Annotated in this window: 15 protein-coding genes; 6 read left to right on the plus strand and 9 right to left on the minus strand. The window is 62.2% G+C overall.

The window, feature by feature from the left end:
• Positions 1-13: 13 nt before the first annotated feature.
• Genes M2341_RS04080 through M2341_RS04100 form a run of 5 tightly spaced genes read right to left on the minus strand, consistent with a single transcriptional unit; the run spans position 14 to position 6,225 of the window.
• Positions 14-328, minus strand: a complete 315-nt coding sequence (locus M2341_RS04080) for a cytochrome o ubiquinol/quinol oxidase subunit IV (RefSeq protein WP_264584318.1) — start codon at positions 326-328, stop codon at positions 14-16.
• Positions 325-951 (minus strand): cytochrome c oxidase subunit 3, encoded by a 627-nt coding sequence (locus M2341_RS04085; protein ID WP_264584319.1) that lies wholly within the window; start codon positions 949-951, stop codon positions 325-327. Before M2341_RS04085 ends, M2341_RS04080 begins: the two co-directional genes overlap by 4 nt.
• Complete coding sequence (locus tag M2341_RS04090; RefSeq protein ID WP_413715687.1) at positions 948-3,017, minus strand: cbb3-type cytochrome c oxidase subunit I; 2,070 nt, start codon at positions 3,015-3,017, stop codon at positions 948-950. The genes M2341_RS04085 and M2341_RS04090 overlap by 4 nt, the downstream gene beginning before the upstream one ends.
• A gap of 11 nt (positions 3,018-3,028) precedes the next feature.
• Positions 3,029-3,901: a cytochrome ubiquinol oxidase subunit II gene (locus M2341_RS04095; protein WP_264584321.1), complete on the minus strand. Its 873-nt coding sequence runs from the start codon at positions 3,899-3,901 to the stop codon at positions 3,029-3,031.
• Positions 3,898-6,225: an FdhF/YdeP family oxidoreductase gene (locus M2341_RS04100; protein ID WP_264584322.1), complete on the minus strand. Its 2,328-nt coding sequence runs from the start codon at positions 6,223-6,225 to the stop codon at positions 3,898-3,900. Before M2341_RS04100 ends, M2341_RS04095 begins: the two co-directional genes overlap by 4 nt.
• Positions 6,226-6,447: 222 nt before the next feature.
• Here M2341_RS04100 and M2341_RS04105 point away from each other — a divergent pair, with 222 nt between their 5' ends.
• The 3 genes from M2341_RS04105 (at position 6,448) to M2341_RS04115 (ending at position 9,953) form a co-directional block, all read left to right on the plus strand.
• The gene (locus tag M2341_RS04105) at positions 6,448-7,524 is read left to right on the plus strand and encodes an alpha/beta hydrolase (protein ID WP_264584323.1); all 1,077 of its coding nucleotides are present in this window, start codon (positions 6,448-6,450) and stop codon (positions 7,522-7,524) included.
• Positions 7,525-7,614: 90 nt separating this feature from the next.
• The gene (locus M2341_RS04110) at positions 7,615-8,964 is read left to right on the plus strand and encodes an MFS transporter (protein WP_264584324.1); all 1,350 of its coding nucleotides are present in this window, start codon (positions 7,615-7,617) and stop codon (positions 8,962-8,964) included.
• 128 nt (positions 8,965-9,092) lie between these two features.
• The gene (locus tag M2341_RS04115) at positions 9,093-9,953 is read left to right on the plus strand and encodes an amidohydrolase family protein (RefSeq protein ID WP_264584325.1); all 861 of its coding nucleotides are present in this window, start codon (positions 9,093-9,095) and stop codon (positions 9,951-9,953) included.
• A gap of 93 nt (positions 9,954-10,046) precedes the next feature.
• On the opposite strand, the gene M2341_RS04120 is transcribed toward M2341_RS04115, so the two are convergent.
• The 3 genes from M2341_RS04120 to M2341_RS04130 all read right to left on the minus strand — a co-directional run bounded on the left by M2341_RS04120 (position 10,047) and on the right by M2341_RS04130 (position 12,841).
• The gene (locus M2341_RS04120; RefSeq protein WP_264584326.1) at positions 10,047-10,775 is read right to left on the minus strand and encodes an SDR family oxidoreductase; all 729 of its coding nucleotides are present in this window, start codon (positions 10,773-10,775) and stop codon (positions 10,047-10,049) included.
• Between the two features lie 28 nt (positions 10,776-10,803).
• Positions 10,804-11,808 (minus strand): Rieske 2Fe-2S domain-containing protein, encoded by a 1,005-nt coding sequence (locus tag M2341_RS04125; RefSeq protein WP_264584327.1) that lies wholly within the window; start codon positions 11,806-11,808, stop codon positions 10,804-10,806.
• Positions 11,809-11,992: 184 nt separating this feature from the next.
• Positions 11,993-12,841, minus strand: coding sequence for a TetR/AcrR family transcriptional regulator (locus tag M2341_RS04130; protein WP_264584328.1), 849 nt, complete (start codon positions 12,839-12,841; stop codon positions 11,993-11,995).
• A 56-nt stretch (positions 12,842-12,897) separates the two neighbouring features.
• Here M2341_RS04130 and M2341_RS04135 point away from each other — a divergent pair, with 56 nt between their 5' ends.
• Genes M2341_RS04135 through M2341_RS04145 form a run of 3 tightly spaced genes read left to right on the plus strand, consistent with a single transcriptional unit; the run spans position 12,898 to position 15,845 of the window.
• Positions 12,898-14,664, plus strand: coding sequence for a CocE/NonD family hydrolase (locus M2341_RS04135; RefSeq protein WP_264584329.1), 1,767 nt, complete (start codon positions 12,898-12,900; stop codon positions 14,662-14,664).
• Entirely contained in the window at positions 14,657-15,325 is a 669-nt protein-coding gene (gene ribB / locus M2341_RS04140; RefSeq protein WP_319801038.1) for a 3,4-dihydroxy-2-butanone-4-phosphate synthase, read from the plus strand. The genes M2341_RS04135 and ribB overlap by 8 nt, the downstream gene beginning before the upstream one ends.
• 13 nt (positions 15,326-15,338) lie before the next feature.
• On the plus strand, positions 15,339-15,845 hold the full coding sequence (locus tag M2341_RS04145; protein ID WP_264584330.1) for a flavin reductase family protein: 507 nt from the start codon (positions 15,339-15,341) through the stop codon (positions 15,843-15,845).
• Between the two features lie 177 nt (positions 15,846-16,022).
• Here M2341_RS04145 and M2341_RS04150 read toward each other — a convergent pair whose 3' ends face one another.
• Positions 16,023-18,875 (minus strand): TonB-dependent receptor domain-containing protein, encoded by a 2,853-nt coding sequence (locus tag M2341_RS04150; RefSeq protein WP_264584331.1) that lies wholly within the window; start codon positions 18,873-18,875, stop codon positions 16,023-16,025.
• Positions 18,876-18,910: the final 35 nt, after the last annotated feature.

The raw sequence follows: 18,910 nt of genomic DNA on the forward strand, positions 1-18,910 counted from the left end.
AACGACCGCCCGCTCACATCATCCGCATCCGCAGATTGAACAGGATCACCAGCGTGCCGCCGACCATGAGCGCGATGATCAGGCTGGAGAAGAGGATGAGCTGGAGGTCGTCACGCGTCGAGCGCTTGAGGCCGATGTGGAGGAAGCAGCGAAACTGCACGACAATCTGGATGAGTGCCAAGGCAAGCACAAGCGCATAGGTGGCGGTGCTGGCAAGCACCGGCCAGCGCACGAGCGCAAAGGCGACGCTGGTCAGCAAGAGCGCGGCGGCGTAGCCCAGCACATAACCGCGCGCCTCGCGGCGAGGATCGTCTCGGCGTTCACTCATGGGATCAGCCCCGGTAGATAGACGGTCGAGAAGATCGCGATCCAGATGATGTCGAGGAAGTGCCAGAACAGGCCGAGCCTCAGGAGGTTGATCTTCACGCGCGCATCAAGGCCGATGATCCGCAACTGCGCCATCATCACGACAATCCACAGGCTACCGGCGAGCACATGCAGGCCATGCAGGGGCACCAGCGCGAAAAAGGCCGAGAGGAAGCCGCTGCGCATGGGCGTGGCGCCATGGGCAATCATGCCAGCAAAATCGTGCAGTTCCAGCCCGAGGAAGAGCAGCCCCAAGGCAAGTGTCAGCCCCAGCCAGGTCTGGATGCGCGCCTGCGCTGCCCCATGCTTCATCGCGATCGAGGCCAGGCCGTAGGTGAGGCTGCTGGTGAGCAGCACCAGCGTTTCAAGGAAGGTCGGGCCGATCTTATATTCGCTTGCCGGAGTTGGGCCGCCGGCGGTCGCAGGGAGCATGACGCCATAAGTGGCGAAGAGCAGCGCGAAGATCACCGCGTCGCTCATCAGGAACACCCAGAAGCCGAACAGGGCAGAGCCCGCCGCCTCATGGGCTTGCGCGTCGGTGCTGCCCAGATTGAGGCCGGGATGTTTCGTCTCACCGGCGGTCATGGGTGCACCTCGGCCAGGCCCGCATTCGCGGGGGTCGTCTCCATCTCGCGGGGGATGGGCCGCGCCCGCGCCACCGCGTCGAGCCAGGTCCGCTCCGTCCGGTCGACCGCGCTGGCCGGGATCAGCCGGTGCGTGTCACGGGCGAAGCTGCGTGCGATCACGGTCGCTATGACCGCAAGCACGCCAAGGATCGCCAGCCACCACATATGCCAGACAAGGGCAAAGCCGGCTGCCGCGCTGGCAATCCCGATGATTGGCGGGACGGCGCTGTTTTTCGGCGTCTCAATGTCTTCATAACGGGCAGGCGGGGCATAAGGCGCACCCTTGCGCTTGGCGTCGAAGAACCAGTGGCGCTGGTCGACCTGCGGCAGCCGGGCAAAATTATACGCGGGCGGCGGCGCCGCGATCGACCATTCGAGCGCCCGCCCATCCCAGGGATCGCCTGCGAAGACGCGGGTGGCGGCGCGCTTGCGCAGGCTCACCCAGAGCTGGACGAGGAGCGCCACGAAGCCGCAGAACAGCACCAGCGCGCCGACCTCTGCCGCGTAGAGCCAGGGCCGGTAGGCGGTCTCCATCACCGCCGGGGTGCGGCGCGCCATGCCTGCCGCGCCGAGAACATAGAGCGGCATGAAGGCGAGATAGAAGCCGATCACCCAGCAGGCGCAGGATATCCTGCCCCAACGCTCATCGAGCCGAAAGCCGAACGCCTTGGGGAACCAGAAGGTATAGGCAGCGAGCAGGCCGTAGAGCGTGCCGGGGATCAGCATATTGTGGAAATGTGCCACCAGGAACAGCGTGTTGTGCACGATGTAATCGAGCGGCGGAAAGGCGAGGATGATGCCGGTGAGCCCCCCGAGCACGAAGGTCATCATGAAGGCGAGCGCATAGCACATGGGCGTCGTGAAGCGCACTTCGCCGCGGAACATCGTCCAGATCCAGTTGTAGATCTTGACCCCCGTCGGCACGCCGATCGCCATCGTTGCGATGCCGAACACGGCGTTCAGGCTCGGGCTCTGCCCCATGGTGAAGAAATGATGCAGCCAGACGGTGAAGGAGAGCACCGCAATCGCCATCGTGGCGATCACCAGCGAGTTGTAGCCGTAGAGCTCCTTCGACGAGAAGGTGGAGACCACTTCGGAATAGACGCCGAAGGCCGGCAGGATGACGATGTAGACCTCGGGATGGCCGAACATCCAGAACAGGTTGGCATAGTGCATCATGTTGCCGCCAAGGGCGTTGGTGAAGAAGTGGAAGTCGAGATAGCGGTCGAGCGCCAGCAGCGCCGTCGCGACCGTCAGCGGCGGCATCGCGAAGATCATCAATATGGCGGTGCACAGGCTGGTCCAAGCGAACAGCGGCATCCGCATCAATGTCATGCCCGGGCAGCGCATCTTGTAGATGGTGACCGCGATGTTGATGCCGGCCAGGGTGGAGGCAATCGAGCCCAAAGTGATGGCCCAGATCCAGTAATCCGGCCCGACGCCGGGATTGAAGCCGATCTCCGTGAACGGCGGATAGCCGCTCCAGCCGCCGGTGGAGAAGCGGCCGATCACCAGCGAGGCCATCATCAGCCCCGCGCCGGCTGCAGTGAGCCAGAGGCCGATGGCGTTGAGCAGCGGATAAGCGACATCGCGCGCGCCGATCTGCAGAGGCACCAGATAGTTGATCAGCCCGGTGAGGAAGGGCATCGCCATGAAGAAGATCATGATCGAGCCATGGGTGCTGAACAGCTCGGCAAAATGCTCGGGCGCAACCAGGCCGGGATTGCCGATTGCCACCGCCTGCTGCAACCGCATCAGATTGGCCTCGATCAGCGCGCGCGCCAGCATGACCAGGGCGATCACGATGTACATGATCCCGATCTTCTTGTGATCGAGGCTGGTGAGCCATTCCGTCCACAGCCAGCGCCACCGGCCGAGGCGGGTAATCAGCACGACCATGAAGAGCGCGCCGGCCACCACCATGGCACCGGCTCCGGCAGCGATCAGTTCATTGGCGTTGGGGTTTTCCCACGCGCGCACAAAGGGCAGCGCATCCCAGCGGAACCGCCCCAGCAGCGCCGGCATAAGCGGCGCGCTCAATGGGCATGTCCCTGTGTGCTCGCCATCATCAGATGCTCGAACAGGCCTGGGGGGACGGACGAGAACAAGGCGGGTTGCGGGGCGATGGAGCGGGCGGTGATCGCCGCCAGCGCCTTGTCGTCGAGCGGCCTGCGGACGGCGCGCACCTGGCCCAGCCAGCGGCGATAGTCGGCCGGCGGCAGCGCCACCACGTCGAATTTCTGGTTCTGAAAGCCCTTCCCATTAAACTGCGTATTCTGGCCGCGGAAGACGCCGGCCCGACTGGCGGCCAGGTGCAGATGCGTGCGCATGCCGGCCATGGCATAGATTTGCCCGGCAAGCTGCGGGATCAGTAGCGACTGCATGACCGTCCCGCTGGTCAAGCTGAGATGGACGGGCCGGCCCACAGGGATGGCCAGCCGATTGACAGTCGCAATGCCCTCCTTGGGATAGATGAAGAGCCATTTCCAATCGAGCGCCACCACCTGCACCTCCAGGGGCGGCTGGTTGGAGGCGAGCGGGCGGTAGGGATCGAGCCGGTGCGTCACATTCCACAGGAGGACGCCGAGCCCGATCACGATGGCGGTCGGCGGGATCCAGATGAGCAGTTCGAGCGGCCAGGAAAATCCCCAATTGGGCCGATAGGCGTCATCCCGGTTGGAGAGGCGATAGTGCCAAGCGAAGAGGGGGACGAGGATGAAAACGGGCCCCGCTACGAAGATGAGCACGAGGGCAAGCTGAAGAAAAAGGTGCCACTGGTCCGCCGCCACAGGTCCGGCATGGTTGACCACGCCGAGCTTCAATGCCTCGCATCCGCCGAGCAGCAGCGGCAGGCCGAGCAGCGCGGCGCCCGGGCGAACCGCCCGAGCGCCTTCGCCACTGCGCTTCATCCCGCCTGTCCCCCTCCGGTGGCCGACTGCGCCACGATCCGCACCGGCACGCCCTTGGCGGCCGGTGTCTTGGAGGCTTTGTCATGATACCAGAGCGGGATGAGCGGGTTCATCTCCGGATAATAAGCGCCGACGCAGCCCTCCGGCAGGTCGAAGGGGGTGACGGTGAGCCCGCCCACCTGCCGGTCAATGCCATCGTCCGCATCGCTGGCGAGGCCCACGACCTGCCCGGGCTCAAGCCCGGCTGCCTCAATGTCGCGCGGGCTCATCAGCAGCACGTCACGCGTGCCCTCGATCCCGCGCAGGCGATCCGAAAAGCCATAGATCGTTGTGTTAAACTGATCGTTCGAACGCATGGTGATGAGGCGGTAGCGGCCCGCCTTATCGGGCACGCCCATGGCGGTGAGGCTCGTCGGCGTCGTGAACTCGGCCTTGCCGCTTTCGGTCTGCCAGATGCGCTCGCGGGCCTTATTGCCCTTGAAGAAGCCGCCCGGCGTGAACAGGCGCTGGTTGAAGTCCGCGAACTTGTCCGGATAGATCGCCTCGATGAGGTCGCGTACCTGGCCGTAATGGCCGACCCAGTCATCCCATTTGACGGCTGGCCGCGCAGGCAGCGTCGCCTTGGCCATGCCGGCCACGATGGCGAGTTCGGAGAGAAGATGCTCGCTCGCCGGCTTGCGCTTGCCGACCGAGCCGTGGATCATCGAGAGGGAATCCTCCATCGTCACGGTCTGCGGTCCGCCCGCCTGCATGTCCTCCTCCGATCGGCCGAGGCAGGGCAGGAGATAGGCGACCTCGCCGTTGATCAGATGACTGCGATTGAGCTTGGTGGCGATTTGGACGGTGAGCCGCATCTTGGTCCACGCGGCCTCCATCTTCTCCCGCTCCGGGATGGCGCGGACGAAATTGCCGCCCAGGCCGATGAAGGCGCGAATGCTGCCATCGATGATGCCCTCGCAGGCTTCGACGGTGTTCACGCCCTTCTCGGTCGGCGGATCGAAGCCGAACAGCTCTTTCAGCCGATCAAGCGGCACGAGTTCGGGCTTCTCGGAAATGCCGACGGTCCGCTGGCCCTGCACGTTCGAATGGCCGCGCACGGGAGAGATGCCCGCCCCCTCGACGCCGATATGGCCGCGCAGCAGCAATAGGTTGACCAGCATGCCGATGGTCTGCGAGCCATGGACATGCTGGGTGACGCCCATGCCATAGATGCCGATGACTTTCTTGGCGTCGCAATAGATCTGCCCGGCCGTTTCGAGATGAGACCGGCTGAGGCCGGACTCCTGTTCGATCTCAGCCCAGGAGGTCGCGCGCACCTTCTCCACCATCGCGTCGAAGCCATGCGTGTGCTGTGCGATGAAGTCCGTATCCAGCAAATGCTGCTTTTGCTCGGCCCATTGGTGGTCTTCTTCCGCGAGGACATGCTTGATCATCCCCATGATCGCGGCGATGTCTCCGCCCGGCTTCACCTGATAATAGAGGCAGGAAATCTCGGTCCGCTTCTGCGTCACCATCTGAACGGGGTTCTGCGGATCGACGAACTCGATCAACCCCTTCTCGCGGACGGGATTGAAGGTCACAATCTTGCAGCCGCGCTCCACCGCAGACTTGAGCGTATGAAGAAAACGCGGGCTGTTGGTGCCGGTATTCTGGCCGAAGAAGAAGATCGCGTCGCAATGGTCGAAATCTTTCAGTTGACAGGTGCCGACCGGCGACCCCGTCACTTTCTTCAGGCCGACCGAGGTCGTCTCGTGGCACATGTTGGAGCTGTCGGGCAAATTGTTGTGGCCATAGAGCCGCGCGAACAGGGCATAGAGATAAGAGGTCTCCAGGCTGGCGCGGCCTGAGGCGTAGAAGACGGTGGACTTGGGATCGAGCGCCTTGAGTTCAGCGCCGATGCCCGCGAAGGCCTCGTCCCAGCTGACCGGCATATAGCGATCGCTGGCCCGATCATAGCGCATAGGGTGCGTGAGCCGGCCGGTCTGCTCAAGGTCATAGTCCTGCCAAGCCTGTAATTCGGTCACCGTGTGCTTGGCGAAGAAGTCCGGTGTGCAGCTGCGCGTGGTCAGCTCCCACAGCGTCGCCTTGGCGCCATTTTCGCAGAATTCGGCGGGGTGGGGATGCTCCGGCTTGGTCCAGGCACAGGAGACGCACATGAAGCCGCCGGGCTTGTTCTGGCGCCGCAATGTCTCCAGCGCCATGGGCGTTGCCCACTCCTTGCCGAAGATGCGCGCGACGCCGCTCAGCGAACCAAAGCCGCCGGAGGGGCCGCCGTAATGGACCGTGTCCTCGTCCTGCGTCGTGGGGTCGTCTTCATGCGCCATCGTGCCCGCTCCCGTGCCATTTGCAGCATAACGCTTCGGACCGGCGAGCGATCCGATCTGTTTGGGGAAAGTCGAGAAGGGCGGCGTATTCAGCGATGGGTGGAGCACAAGCAGGTTTGCTTGCCATTATTTATAGAGTATTATAATATAGACGTCGAGGGAGTGGCGTCTGTGCTGGAGCATCAAGCTCACCTTCCAGATGCCAACTCTTTGGAGAGGTTGATGACTCGCAATCACATGTTTCCCGGCCAGATCGCGCGGTGCCTCCTCGTCGCGGTACTCGTCATTACGGGACCATCCGCGTCCCTCGCGAGGACCGCGGGGCCGCCGCCCCTGATGATCGAGCGACAAGGCTCCTTCGCAGCCGGAGGAACACGGGTTGGGGACCCAGTCGTCAAGTCCACTGTCTGTGATCACGGTTATGTGGAGTACCAAATCCCAGCGAATGCGGGCCCTACTGGCCTCTTCTTTTGGCATAGCTCCAGCGTCGCCGCCTGGAAAAACCGGTGGGACGGCGGGGAAGGTTTCGACAGCATCTTCCTGCGACGGCATTTCCCGGTCTATCTCTGGGACGGCCCCCGCGTCGGCCGCGCGAACCTGCCCTGTGAAACGGTGGAGTCAGCCCCGCGCTTGGGATCTGACCAGGAGACCTTCACGGCCTGGCGGTTTGGCCCCAGCTATATGAAGTGGCACCCCGGGGTGCAGTTTCCGACCGCGGACGCCCGCGCGTGGGAGCAGGCTAGCCGGGCCCGTTATGCCGAATATGACACGATGGAGAACGTCGCCTTGCAGGCGCATGCCGCAGCCGCCGCACTGGAGCGGACCGGTCCGGTGGTCATGGTCACGAATTCGGCGGGCGGCCTGCGGGCTCTCCTCACGGCGATTGAGAGCGACCGCGTGAAGGCGATTGTCGCCTACGAAAATGTCGGCTTCATTCTACCGGAGAGCGAGAATGACGGTTCGCCCCCAGGCCCCTACGGCCCGGTCTACGTGCCGCTCGAGACATTCAAGAAACTGGCAAAGATCCCCATGCAATTTGTCTGGGGAGACAATCTGTCGCAACCGCGTGGTCCGCAACTCGCGCTGCCGCTGAACCGGCGGTTCGTGAAGCTCATCAATCAATATGGGGGCAAGGCGGAAATTCTCGAGCTTGCCAATGCGGGTCTCAAGGGCAACACGCACCTCCCCTTTGCCGATCTCAATAATGTCGCCGTGGCAGATTTGCTTCAAAATTTCCTGGCGAAGCACAAGCTCGCGACGCCAGCGGGCGAAATGCCGTACAAACGACCAAATAATTAAATTTACATAGAATATATTGCCCGTGTCGATTTGTGATGTTAGCTGATTGGCGAGCGCTCTGCGATATGTGGAGGGCCGGAGGGGATCTGCATGGCTGTTCAGTCGATTGATAGCATTCTCGAGCGCCCAACGATGGGTCGCTACCGCTGGACCATCTATCTCCTGTGCGGCATCCTCATGGCCCTGGAAGGATATGACGCCTATATCGTTGCGAACCTCGCGGCCGTCATCGCCCGCGACCTCGATATACCCATTCCGTCCATGGCCTATGTGTTCTCGGCGCAGGCAGCCGGTATGGCCTTGGGCTTCTACACCATCCCTGTCCTGGCCGATCGCATCGGCCGCCGGAATATCATCCTGGTCGGTGCCACTTTCTTCGGGCTGCTGACGCTCCTGTCGACCGCTGTCCAGACGCTTGAAATGTTCACCCTTGTGCGCTTTCTCGCCTTCGCAGCCATGGGCGGAACGATGCCGAACATTGTCGCGCTGGCGACCGAGTTCATGCCGGAGAACCGCCGCGGCAAGTTGCTCACCTGGCTTTACATCGGCCACGGCCTGGGCGCGTCTGTGGCCGGGCTTGTCGGCCCGAGTTTCGTTCATTTTCACTCGTGGCAGTCGGCCTTATGGGGCGGAGGCATCGCACTTCTCCTGCTGGTGCCCTACCTTTATGTCCGTTTGCCGGAGAGCTGCCGGTATCTGATGACGCGCAATCCCCGGGATCCGCGCATCGCCCAGATCCTCGGAAAAATCGCTCCCGACCTGCAACTCGCGCCCGACACCATCTTCGTGTCCAATGAGGAACGTAATGAGGGCTCGCCGGTGATCGGCCTGTTCAGAAGCGGTCGCGCACCCATGACGTTGCTCCTCTGGGTCGCCATGGGGAGCACGCTGTGCGTGGTGGCAACACTGACCTCTTGGCTCCCGAGCTTCCTTCATCTTCTTGGAGGCGTTGAGACAGGGGCCGCCGCGCGGATGTCGTCGGTGTCTGCGTTCGGCGCTATCGCTGGGCCGATTCTGCTGACCCTGCTCATGCAGCGCCTTGGTCTTGCTCCGTCACTGGCGCTCATGTCGCTGCTGGGATTTGCCGCAATGACCTGCTTCCACTTCGTGAGTGGCTTTCATGCGCTGGGCTGGTTCCTGGGCTTTGCTTATGGCTTCTTCGTCATCGCCGTCCAGGCGGGCCTGAATTCCCTTGTTGCCTCAAGCTATCCCACCTCTATGCGGTCGACAGGTATCGGGTGGGCCGGGGGGATCGGGCGGGTAACCTCCATGATCGGTCCCGCCGTTGGCGGCGTGATGCTCGCGGCACAGATCCCAGGCTTGTGGATCTATATGATCGTTGCCTCGCCGCTTCTGCTCACGACCATTGCCATGATCCTTTTCCACGTCATCGTGTCAGGGCCGGCGTTGTCGGCTCGTACGGCAAAGGGCGTGCGATGAGCGCCCCCGGCCGGTCAGCCGTCCTCTCGCGCAGGGCGCTGCTGGGAGCCGTTCCGCCGCTCCTCGTCGCAGGGCCGGCGCTGGCACGAACGCGGCTGCAGCCATCGCAGCCCGATGCAACGGCGGGCATGATCGATGCCCATATCCATTTCTTCTCTGCCGATTTTGCGCACTATCCGGTCGACATGCGCAACGCCCGTGAGCCGGAAGCGGTGATGCGCGCACGCGTCCTCAATGCGCCTGTCACGCCGGAGAAGATGCTACCCCTCTGGGAAAAGATGGGCATCAGGGCCGGCATCGGGGTGCAGTATAGCGGCGCCTACAAGACCGATAACACCTATCTTCTCGACGTTGCGCAGGCCCATTGGGACCGCATCCGCACGGAAATCATCCTGAATCCTGCGCAGGCGCAAAGTCGCAGCGTGCTTCAGGCGCTCCTGCCCACGAAGCACGTTTCGGCTATTCGCCTGACCGGCTTTGTCGATGGGGACGGGGATCTGCCTTGGCTGAAGTCTCCGGGCGCGCAGGCATTGTGGCAGATGGCACAGGCTGAAAAGCTCCCGCTCTGCATCACCTACCTGCGGATGGACCCACGGTCGGCGGCCCTCCGGACGGTGCGCGAGCTGGCCGACCGCTACCCGGATTGTCAGGTCGTCCTCGAACATTTGGGTTGGACTGGAGGCACAGGCAGCCAGGACGGTCTGCTTCCTGACCACATGGCCCTGAAGGATCACGAGACGATCGCCTTCAAGTGGACCAGCCTGAATGTCGACGCGCTTGCGGGCGCAGGCATCGACACGGCGAATTTCCTTCGTACCGCAGTAGACGTGTTCGGGGCGTCGCGCCTCATGTGGGGGTCCGATTACGGAAACACCACGAGGCCTTATGCCGGCATTGTTGCCGATGGGATCGATGCGACGCGCCTTCTCAGCGCGGCGGAGCGAGCAGCAGTGCTTGGCGAGACTGCGCGGCGCGTCTTCAGGATTTAGGCCTCACTGCCATTCTTATGCGCGATGCGACCCGGCGCGTGCCAGGTCAACGGGGCGGCACTTCGCCTCTTCGCGGGGAGGGGAAGCGCGCCATTACCATGGCACTGGACCACCCTCACCAAAAAGTCCGCCGGTTGGCCCGTCTGCGTCCAGGAGAGCAAGTGAGAGGGCGACTTTCGCCCCCGCCACCGGCGATTGGCCTTTGCCGCCAGAAAGTTCCGTGGCGCAAAGGCCCGGATTGGCCGCGTTGATCTTGATCGGCGTCCCGGCAAGTTCGTTCGCGAATTGCACGGTCACGGCATTGAGGGCCGTCTTGGAGCTGTTGTAGGCGAGGAGGCGACTGAACGCCATCGGCCCATCCGGCCCGCGGGTCAGCGCAAGGGAGCCAAGGCCCGTCGACATGTTGACGATGCGGCCACGATCCGATTGGCGGAGGAGCGGCAACATCGACTGGATGACCGCCACCACGCCGAAGACATTGGTTTCGTACACCCTGCGCATTTCGTCGAGATCGGCGGTGCTTGGCAGGCTGTGCTTGTCCAGGGAAATGCCGGCATTGTTGACCAGGACGTCGAGCCGCTTGAAGCGGTCGACTAGCACCGCGGCCGCAGCCTGAACCGATGCACGATCGGTCACGTCGATGATCACATAATGGGCATCCAGGCCCCGATCGCACAGGGCCTTGGCAGCCTTTTGCCCGCTCGCAGGATCGCGGGCGCCGATCACCACCCGCATGCCGTGCTCTGCCAGGCCTCTGGCAATCTCGAACCCGATGCCCCGGGTTGCCCCGGTCACAAGTGCAACCCGTCCAGCCTCAGTCATTCCTCATCCCTTTTTACGGATCGGTCCCTCAGACGTCGAAGGGCGCGGAGCGGGGATATTTCTCGAGATACTGGAGAAACTGGCCGAAATATTTGTCGGCCCTCAGGAGCGCGCTTTTGCCATAGCCCCGGAAACGGAGCTTGAAGAGGATCGGCTCATCCTCCGCATATAGCTTGTGCATATAGGCGATGCGGTTATCCAACTCTTCCTGCGCGGCCTGGTCGCCCATCTTCTCCGCATCGGACCGACGCATGGCGACGACGAAGAACGCGTCGGACCAGCCGGGCGCAACCTGCGAACTCCCGGCCATGAACAAGCGCTCGCTGCCATTGGGAAACTGCATATGCGCGGTAAGCCAGGTCGCGCCCCACAGCTGCGTATCGGCGATCCGCGTCACGGATTCCTGCCGGACGGTAATGAGATAGTCCTCGAACACCACGCTGACCGGGTTTGGGTCGGGGATGCCGTGCACGGTGGACAGATGCTGGAAGTCCACCAGATTCGAAGAGCCAATCCAGCCTTCGATCTCTCGCTGCCCTCTGTGAAACGCACGGTAGACCAGCTCGTCTTCCCTAAGGTTCGGCATCTCGGGAAGGGGATAGAGCGGCTCTTCTCCGTTGAATGCCCAGATCATGCCCCAGCGCTCGGCAGCGGGATAATTGTAGATCCTCGCGGCGCCGGGAATAATCGTCTCGCCTGGAATTTCAGCGCATCGGCCATCGGCAGCGAACTTCCAGTGATGATAGGGGCAGCGCACCTTGCCATCGACTATTTCCCCGCCGGACAGGTCGGCGCCGACATGGGGGCAGTAGGCGCTCTGCACGACAGGCTCACCCTGCTCGTTGCGGTAGACGATGATGCGCGTCCCGAGAAAATCCTTCCCGACGATCTTTCCCTGCACCAGCTCCGAGGCCAGCATGATCGGATTCCAGTTCTTGAGATAGGTGCCGTCAGGGACCCGGCCATATTCCTGGCCGGCAAAAGGGCGCTGGCGTGAGGCATTCGCTTGCTCATCGACCGTCGTAACAGACATCACAATCCTCCTGGTTTTGGGCTCCCTATCACGCGCAAAATGAGAAGAAAAGTTTTTTATAGGATGCTATAAATATGTACCACCCCGGCCGTCGTGCGGATGTTCATGCTCAGGATAAGCGGCATCGCTCGCTCCCACTGGTGGAACGTCATCGAACACCGATGAAGTAATGCTGCCGTGAGGCTCAGCCCGTGCGGGCGGGCTCGAGCGCAATTCCACTCAGCATGAGCTGATAGACGAAGGCCTTATATTCTGCCGCCACGTCGGAATGAGTGGCGCCGCCTGCTGCCAAATTGCCTTGCTCGACGAAGCGGGATGCGTGCTGATATTGCTCGCACAGCCCCATGATCGCGAAAAATGTGAAATAGGGATCGACCTTCCGCAACGACCCTTCCGCCACGCCCTTGTCGATGATGTCGCGATAGATATCGAGCGTCTTCCCCACCCACAAAGCGATCAGCTCAGCCGCGAGCGGATCGGTCTCGTCGGCGATAATCTCGGTCATGAGTCGGTGATAGAAAGGATTGACGAAAAAGAAGTCGACCATCGTGTCGATTCTGATCTTTATCCGCTCGACGGCCGGCAGGGATCCCGCTTCGGTCTGGGCGAGGCCGTCGCCCAAAGAGACGGCCAAGGTTCGCGCGACGTCGACCAGCAGCCGGGTGCGGTCTGTGAAATAATATTTGAAGAGGGTGAGGTGCACCCCCGCATTGCGGGCCGCCATGGACAGGGACAGCTTTTCGGGCGGCACATGGCGCAGGAGTTCGACAGTCTTGTCGATCAACAGCTTCTTACCGATACCACGCTGCCCGGATGGACGGCCGATCGAGCGCTTTTTGGCCGGTCGCGCGCCCTTCGCTTCGGCACCCTCGCTGCTGTTTTGGCTCTCCGCCTTCTTCCGGCCCATCTTAACCACCCTGGAAAGGGCATCGGATTTATCCGACACCTTGAAAACTCTGCCTGCGCATGATCCGCTTACACACCAACCAGTGAGTCCGGCAGACATCCCGCGATACGGGGCGTTCATAGCCATAGCCGGTCCCCTTGTCATTTTCTACGGACGCGCAGTTTACGCGAAAGGCCGGCAGGATGGGAACGGCGGCCTACATCACGTTCGGAATAAATTCTAATCGTATTGAAATTAATCCCAGCCCCGGTTATGAGGCGCATGCCAATTGGTCAGTGGAGAGCGAGAGGATGGGCGATTATCGGGAAAGACTGAGGCGGCCGCCCAATACACCGCAATTTCGTGGAGGGCGCCCCCGCCAGCACGAGCTTTCCTTCCGCGATCGCATCCGCATCGAGCGGGACATTGCGGTGCCGACCCGGGAAGGCAAGCCGCTCTGGATCGACCTCTTTCTGCCAGCGGACCTGACGGGCCCGATCCCTGTTCTGGTCGCCTGGACCCCCTATGGCAAGCACGACCCGGCGCCGCTTGCGACGCTCTATCCGACATCCGGCGTGAAGGCGGAGTGGCAGTCGGACCTCACCATTTTCGAGGCCCCGGATCCCGTCTACTGGAACGGCCAGGGCTATGCGGTGATTACCGCCGACATCCCCGGAACTTGGTATGCGGAAACCACAGCAAGCTATTTCTCGTGCAAGGAAGGCGAAGCTCATTATGATCTCATCGAATGGGCTGGCACGCAGCCATGGAGCAACGGGCGCGTAGGCCTGTCAGGCGTATCCTACCTCTCCTCGTCGCAGTGGAACGTGGCCGCACTTAACCCGCCCCATCTGGCGGCGATCAATCCTTGGGAGGGCTGGTCGGACACCTTCAACGAGATCGTGCGCCACGGAGGCATCCCAGAGACGCATTTCTGGCCGCACATCCAGGTGCGTTGGGGCGCCTCGGATGCCATGGTGGAGGATCTCTGGGCGTTGACCGCCGAGCATCCGTTCTTCGACGAGTACTGGAAATCGAAGGTGCCCGATTTTAGCCGGATCGACGTCCCGGCCTATGTGGTCGCGAGCTGGAGCGACCACGGCGTGCATACGCGTGGCACCCTGGAAGGCTTCAAGAAAATCGCCTCTCCGCGCAAGTGGCTCGAGGTTCATGGTAGCAAGAAATGGGGCTATTATTACGAACCCACGTCCATCGCGCGCCAGACAGCATTCTTCGATCACATCCTGAAGGGCGTATCGAACGAAATAGGCACCTGGCCGCCGGTCAGACTCCACGTGCGGGACAGGGCTGGCTCGGCAATCATGAAGCAGTCAGAGCAATGGCCCGTGGAGAACACCCAATACCGGCGGTTGTATCTTGACGCAGCGACCGGACACATGAGCGACAAGCCAGCCCCGGCCGAAGCAATTGCGAGCTATGATCCGCTCGATGGCGCGGCAGAGGCGACCTTCGACTATGGGTTCGAGGAAGACTGCGCGCTCGTCGGGCATATGAAGCTCAAGCTCATGGTCTCCACCGAAGGCGCCGATGACATGGACGTATTTGTCGCGGTCGAAAAGGTCGAAGATGGCGAGAAGGTAGGCTTCATTCACTGGGCTGTGTTTGAGGACGGCGCTGCCGCCTATGGCTGGTTGCGCCTCTCGCGGCGTGAATTGGACTCCGAATGCTCGACCGAATTTCAGCCCGTGCTCACCAACACCTCTGAGTGGAAGGTCACGCCGGGAGAGATTGTCGAAGCGCAGATTGAGATCCTGCCCTCCGGCACGCTCTTCAGGGCCGGCGACGTGCTGCGGATCAGGATCAAGGGGCGGGACATTTATCAATATCCCAAGCCGATGCTCTACATGCGGCACGAAGACACGGTCAATCGCGGCATGCACCACATCCACACCGGGGGCGAGCATGACTCCCACCTGCTGATCCCGGTCGTGGCCCTGCGCGATGCTTGAGGCAGAATATCCACGTCCGGTCGTGGACGGACCGCTGTCCCCGCTCTCGCCCATCCATGAACTGGTTGGCGCGCTTCGTGCGGGCAGGCCTATCATCCTCGTGGATTCGGAAGACCGAGAGAATGAAGGTGATCTCGTTATTGCAGCCGAATTTGCAACGGCCGCGGAAATCAACTTCATGGCCCGTTATGGCCGCGGTTTGATTTGCCTCGCCCTCACTGCGGCTCGCGCGGAGGATCTGGATCTGCAGCCAATGGTCGCAACAAACAACGCGCCGCACGGCACGGCTTTCACGGTGTCGATCGAAGCTGCCGAGGGCGTGACGACCGGCATCTCGGCCCATGACCGCGCGCGGACCATCGCCGTGGCGATCGACGACAAGTGCGGGCCGCCCGACCTCGTCTCGCCAGGCCATATCTTCCCGCTCGTCGCGCAGCCCGGTGGCGTCCTCACGCGACCTGGTCACACAGAGGCAGCGGTCGACATGGCAAGGCTGGCCGGGCTGAAGCCCGCAGGCGTGATCTGCGAGATCCTCAACGATGATGGCACAATGGCGCGTCTGCCCGACCTCATCCGCTTCGCCGATCGGCACGGGCTCTGCATTGGCTCAATCGAAGACCTTATCATCCACCGCCGCCAGACAGAGCGTGAGGCCGCGTGACGGAGCAAATGACATGACCGAACTCTCCCCCGTGGCCATCAGCTTGCGCGAGGGGCTGCGGCGTCTGGCCAAAGCCGTCGTCGTGATCACCTGTCGCCATAATGGCATCCGCTACGCGATGGCCGCGACCGCGGTGAGCGAACTCAGCATGGATCCCCCATCGCTGCTCATCTGCGTCAATCGCTCGGCGAGCTTGTACCTGCCGCTCTCTGAAGGCGCCGACTTCTGCGTGAATATTCTGCATAGCGACCATGCTGACATATCGGCAGCTTGCGCCGGCAAAGCGCGAGGGGAAGAGAGGTTCGCCACGGGAAAGTGGGGCACGGCTGCAGATGGCTGTCCCCGGTTGGAAGATGCGCAGGCGAGCTTTTTCTGTCGCTATGAGCAGGCTCTGGACTATGGCACGCATCACATTGTGATCGGCCGTGTCGAAGACGTGTTCCTCACTGATGAGGTCAGCCCGCTGGTGTACGCGAACGGTTCCTACGTCAGCCTGGGCGCCCCTATTACTGCCGGATGATCGTATTTACCGCGTGAGAGCAGGAGGTCTGGAAAGGCGGGTCCATGCACCGCTGAACCGGCCAACGGAACGGGTCGCCATGGCGGTGGCGAGCAGTTCGCCTCGTCAGGGCATTTGAAGCAGCAGAGACTTCCGTGGAACGGACCAGCGCGCTCGCCGCACTGGCCCGCCCGATCGTCAGAAGCGAACCTTCGCCCCTACCTCGAACACGCGTCCGATCTTGTCGTAGAGCTGGCCGTTCACCGGCTGGCTCTGCGTCGCATAGGGACTGGACGGAGGATCCTTGTCGAGGAGATTGGAGACGCTGGCGGACAGCTCGAAATTGCCCGCCACGCGGATCGTCGAGAACAGATTGACGTAAGCGGCCGCCGGGATGTCATTCTCATTGATGGTCAGCGCAGGGATCGTGTCGAACTGGTTATCGTTCTTGCCCTTGCTGATGTACAGGAGCTGCGCTGACAGCGAGACCGCATCGGTGCTGAATGTCTGCGTGAGATTTCCCCGGAAGCGTGGCTGTGAGCCGAGGCTGCCCATCCCGTTCTCGCCCGACCGGTCGATGCCATTGATGTAGGACCGCAAGGCGTAGGTTCCGGTGAAACGCGTGCTCATGGACACGCCGCCGCCAAGACTGACCTGGTAAGAGAGTGCCATGTCCAGTCCGCTCGTCTTGAACTGCGAAATATTCTGGACAGGCGCGACGAGGCGCGTCGGCGTTGCGCCGCTGAAGGTGATGTAGCCACACGCCTGGGCATCGCCCGCCGAGCAGGCATTGCCGATATTGGCGGCCGTGATCGAGTCGATCGCATCCTTCAGGTCGATGAGATAATAGTCGAGTGACATGCGCAGCCCGGGCAGGCTCGCGGGTTGCACGACGACGCCTAGGGTAAGCGTGTCGGCCTTCTCAGGCCTCAGATCGGGATTCCCCACCGTGCGGTTCTGCGGAATGACGGCCGTGACCCCATTCACCGTCAAAGGCACGTTCACGAAAGAGCCGGGCGAGAACAGTTCGTAGATCGCCGCTGCACGGATGTCCTTCGAGCGTGTCACGCGAAAACGCAGCCCCTGGATGGGCTCATATACGCCGCCCACCTTCCAGGTCGTCTGGCCCCCGGCGGTGCTGTAATCGGCATAGCGAATGGCGCCATTGAGATCGAGATTGCGCGCGAAAGACAGGTCCCTGGCCAGCGGCACGATTGCCTCGACATAGCCTTCCTTGACATTGAACTTGCCGGAGAAGGGCGCGACATTGCCGATCGCAAACCGACCGGCTGTCGCGAGCGGACCGGCCGTCAGAACCTGCGACTCCTGGCGATACTCACCACCAAAGGCGACCGCGACGGGCGCAGCCCAGGTGGAAAACGGCTCGCCACGCATGTTGATGCTCGCGGCGTGCTGCTTGTAGATCACCTCGTGATAATCGGAGCGGTTCACATAAGCGAGCGCGGCCGGCGTTTGGGTGCTGACGGCATTCGGCCCGAAGATGTTGACTGGAACACAGCCAGCGGCGAGGGGATTGGCAGGCTGCCCGGCGAGGGTCGACCGGCAGACGATCCCGCCGCCCGGAGCCGCGACAGCATCCACTGCCAGATTCCAGAAGGCGGGTGAGAAGTTATTGCTGAAGTCGCTGCGGAACTGGTTTTCGCCATAGGAATAATGGGCATCATAGTGCCACGAATTGCCGAGGTCGCCCTCGACGCCAATCGTGCCGTGCGGCGTCTTGTTCTTTACCCGGAAATTGATGTTCCCGACATCATAGACACCCTTGGCGACGGTGATGCTGGTCAGCCCCTGCGCAGCCATGGCATTCTTGACCGCTTGCGGCAGGAAGGCATTGTCGTTGCGGATCGTAAAGGACGCAAAGTTCGGCAGGCCGCCGGTGAACAGGCCTAGCGTCTCTGAATAGCCCCCGGACAGGGTGATATTAAGAGCAGGCGAGACTTCGAAACTGCTGAGGGCGTGAACGACAAAGCGCTCGATGCCGGGGATCAGGCTCGACCCCTTCGACCGGCTAAGACCCTCGCCGCCAATCTGATTGGTGCCATCGTCGACACTGCCGACCTGATAGGGCCGGATGGTGCCATCATCATTGAAGGTATAGTTGCGCAGGCTGAAGTTGGCAGGGCCGATGATGCGGCCGCCGATGCTGTTGGAATTGCGCACGCCGTCGGCCACGATATTGGCGGGCAGGCCATTGGTCAGATAGGCCCTGTTGGTGACGATCATCTCCTCGCGGCGTCCCCAATCGCGGCGATAAATGTCCTGAATCTCGTCACTGCGGGCTTTCTCGACCGCCACGACGATGTTCCCCCGGCCGTCCCCGAACGACAAGCCTCCCACGGCGCCGAGCTTGTAGCGGAAATTGTCGCCTTGCTGCGAAATGCCGGTCTGGGCGGACAGCTCGATGCCGGTCATCTTCTTCTTGAGAAGAATGTTGACCACGCCTGCAACAGCATCCGATCCATATTGTGCGGACGCGCCGCCCGTGACGACTTCGACCCTTTCAATCATGTTCGTTGGAATGACGTTGAGGTCCGTCGCGACGGGTGATCCGGTCGTGACCGAAGATGCCTGGGGCACAACCCGTGACCCATCGACGAGCACGAGGGTCCGCTGCCCGCCAAGCCCCCGAAGATCCGCCGTCGCCTGCCCCGGGCTCGCAAAGTTGTTCGCGTTTCCGCCGACCGAGCGCGTGGCCTTGAAAGCCGGCTCCTGCTGCAGCACTTCAGCAATGCTGATCGGCGACTGCTGATCGACGATATCGGCGCCGATGACTGACACGGCCGATGGTGCAGAAAAGCCGGCCGCGGCGGCGCGAGATCCGGTTACGATGATGTCGGTGCTATTGGCGCTTTCCGGCGCGCTGGCTTGTGTGCTGGCCTGAGGAAGAGCCGCCATGCTATCGGGCTGGCCACCTTCCGACGCATTCGCAGCGCTCGGTAGGCTCAGGAAAATGCTGGTCACGAGTGCGGTGGTTGCCTTCCATGTTCCGCGCGGTGGCGTGAAAGCGGCAACTTTCCCGAGTGTCTTCATAATCCTCCCTCCAGTCAGCTTCGGCCGCATATGGC

This window comes from Sphingobium sp. B7D2B (assembly GCF_025961895.1).
GTDB lineage: Bacteria > Pseudomonadota > Alphaproteobacteria > Sphingomonadales > Sphingomonadaceae > Sphingobium.

Coding starts and splice junctions, on each gene's coding strand:
- M2341_RS04080 (WP_264584318.1), bottom strand. CDS start 328: ATGAGTGAACGCCGAGACGATCCTCGCCGCGAGGCGCGCGGTTATGTG.
- M2341_RS04085 (WP_264584319.1), bottom strand. CDS start 951: ATGACCGCCGGTGAGACGAAACATCCCGGCCTCAATCTGGGCAGCACC.
- M2341_RS04090 (WP_413715687.1), bottom strand. CDS start 3,017: ATGCCGGCGCTGCTGGGGCGGTTCCGCTGGGATGCGCTGCCCTTTGTG.
- M2341_RS04095 (WP_264584321.1), bottom strand. CDS start 3,901: ATGAAGCGCAGTGGCGAAGGCGCTCGGGCGGTTCGCCCGGGCGCCGCG.
- M2341_RS04100 (WP_264584322.1), bottom strand. CDS start 6,225: ATGGCGCATGAAGACGACCCCACGACGCAGGACGAGGACACGGTCCAT.
- M2341_RS04105 (WP_264584323.1), top strand. CDS start 6,448: ATGACTCGCAATCACATGTTTCCCGGCCAGATCGCGCGGTGCCTCCTC.
- M2341_RS04110 (WP_264584324.1), top strand. CDS start 7,615: ATGGCTGTTCAGTCGATTGATAGCATTCTCGAGCGCCCAACGATGGGT.
- M2341_RS04115 (WP_264584325.1), top strand. CDS start 9,093: ATGATCGATGCCCATATCCATTTCTTCTCTGCCGATTTTGCGCACTAT.
- M2341_RS04120 (WP_264584326.1), bottom strand. CDS start 10,775: ATGACTGAGGCTGGACGGGTTGCACTTGTGACCGGGGCAACCCGGGGC.
- M2341_RS04125 (WP_264584327.1), bottom strand. CDS start 11,808: ATGTCTGTTACGACGGTCGATGAGCAAGCGAATGCCTCACGCCAGCGC.
- M2341_RS04130 (WP_264584328.1), bottom strand. CDS start 12,841: ATGGCTATGAACGCCCCGTATCGCGGGATGTCTGCCGGACTCACTGGT.
- M2341_RS04135 (WP_264584329.1), top strand. CDS start 12,898: ATGGGAACGGCGGCCTACATCACGTTCGGAATAAATTCTAATCGTATT.
- ribB (WP_319801038.1), top strand. CDS start 14,657: ATGCTTGAGGCAGAATATCCACGTCCGGTCGTGGACGGACCGCTGTCC.
- M2341_RS04145 (WP_264584330.1), top strand. CDS start 15,339: ATGACCGAACTCTCCCCCGTGGCCATCAGCTTGCGCGAGGGGCTGCGG.
- M2341_RS04150 (WP_264584331.1), bottom strand. CDS start 18,875: ATGAAGACACTCGGGAAAGTTGCCGCTTTCACGCCACCGCGCGGAACA.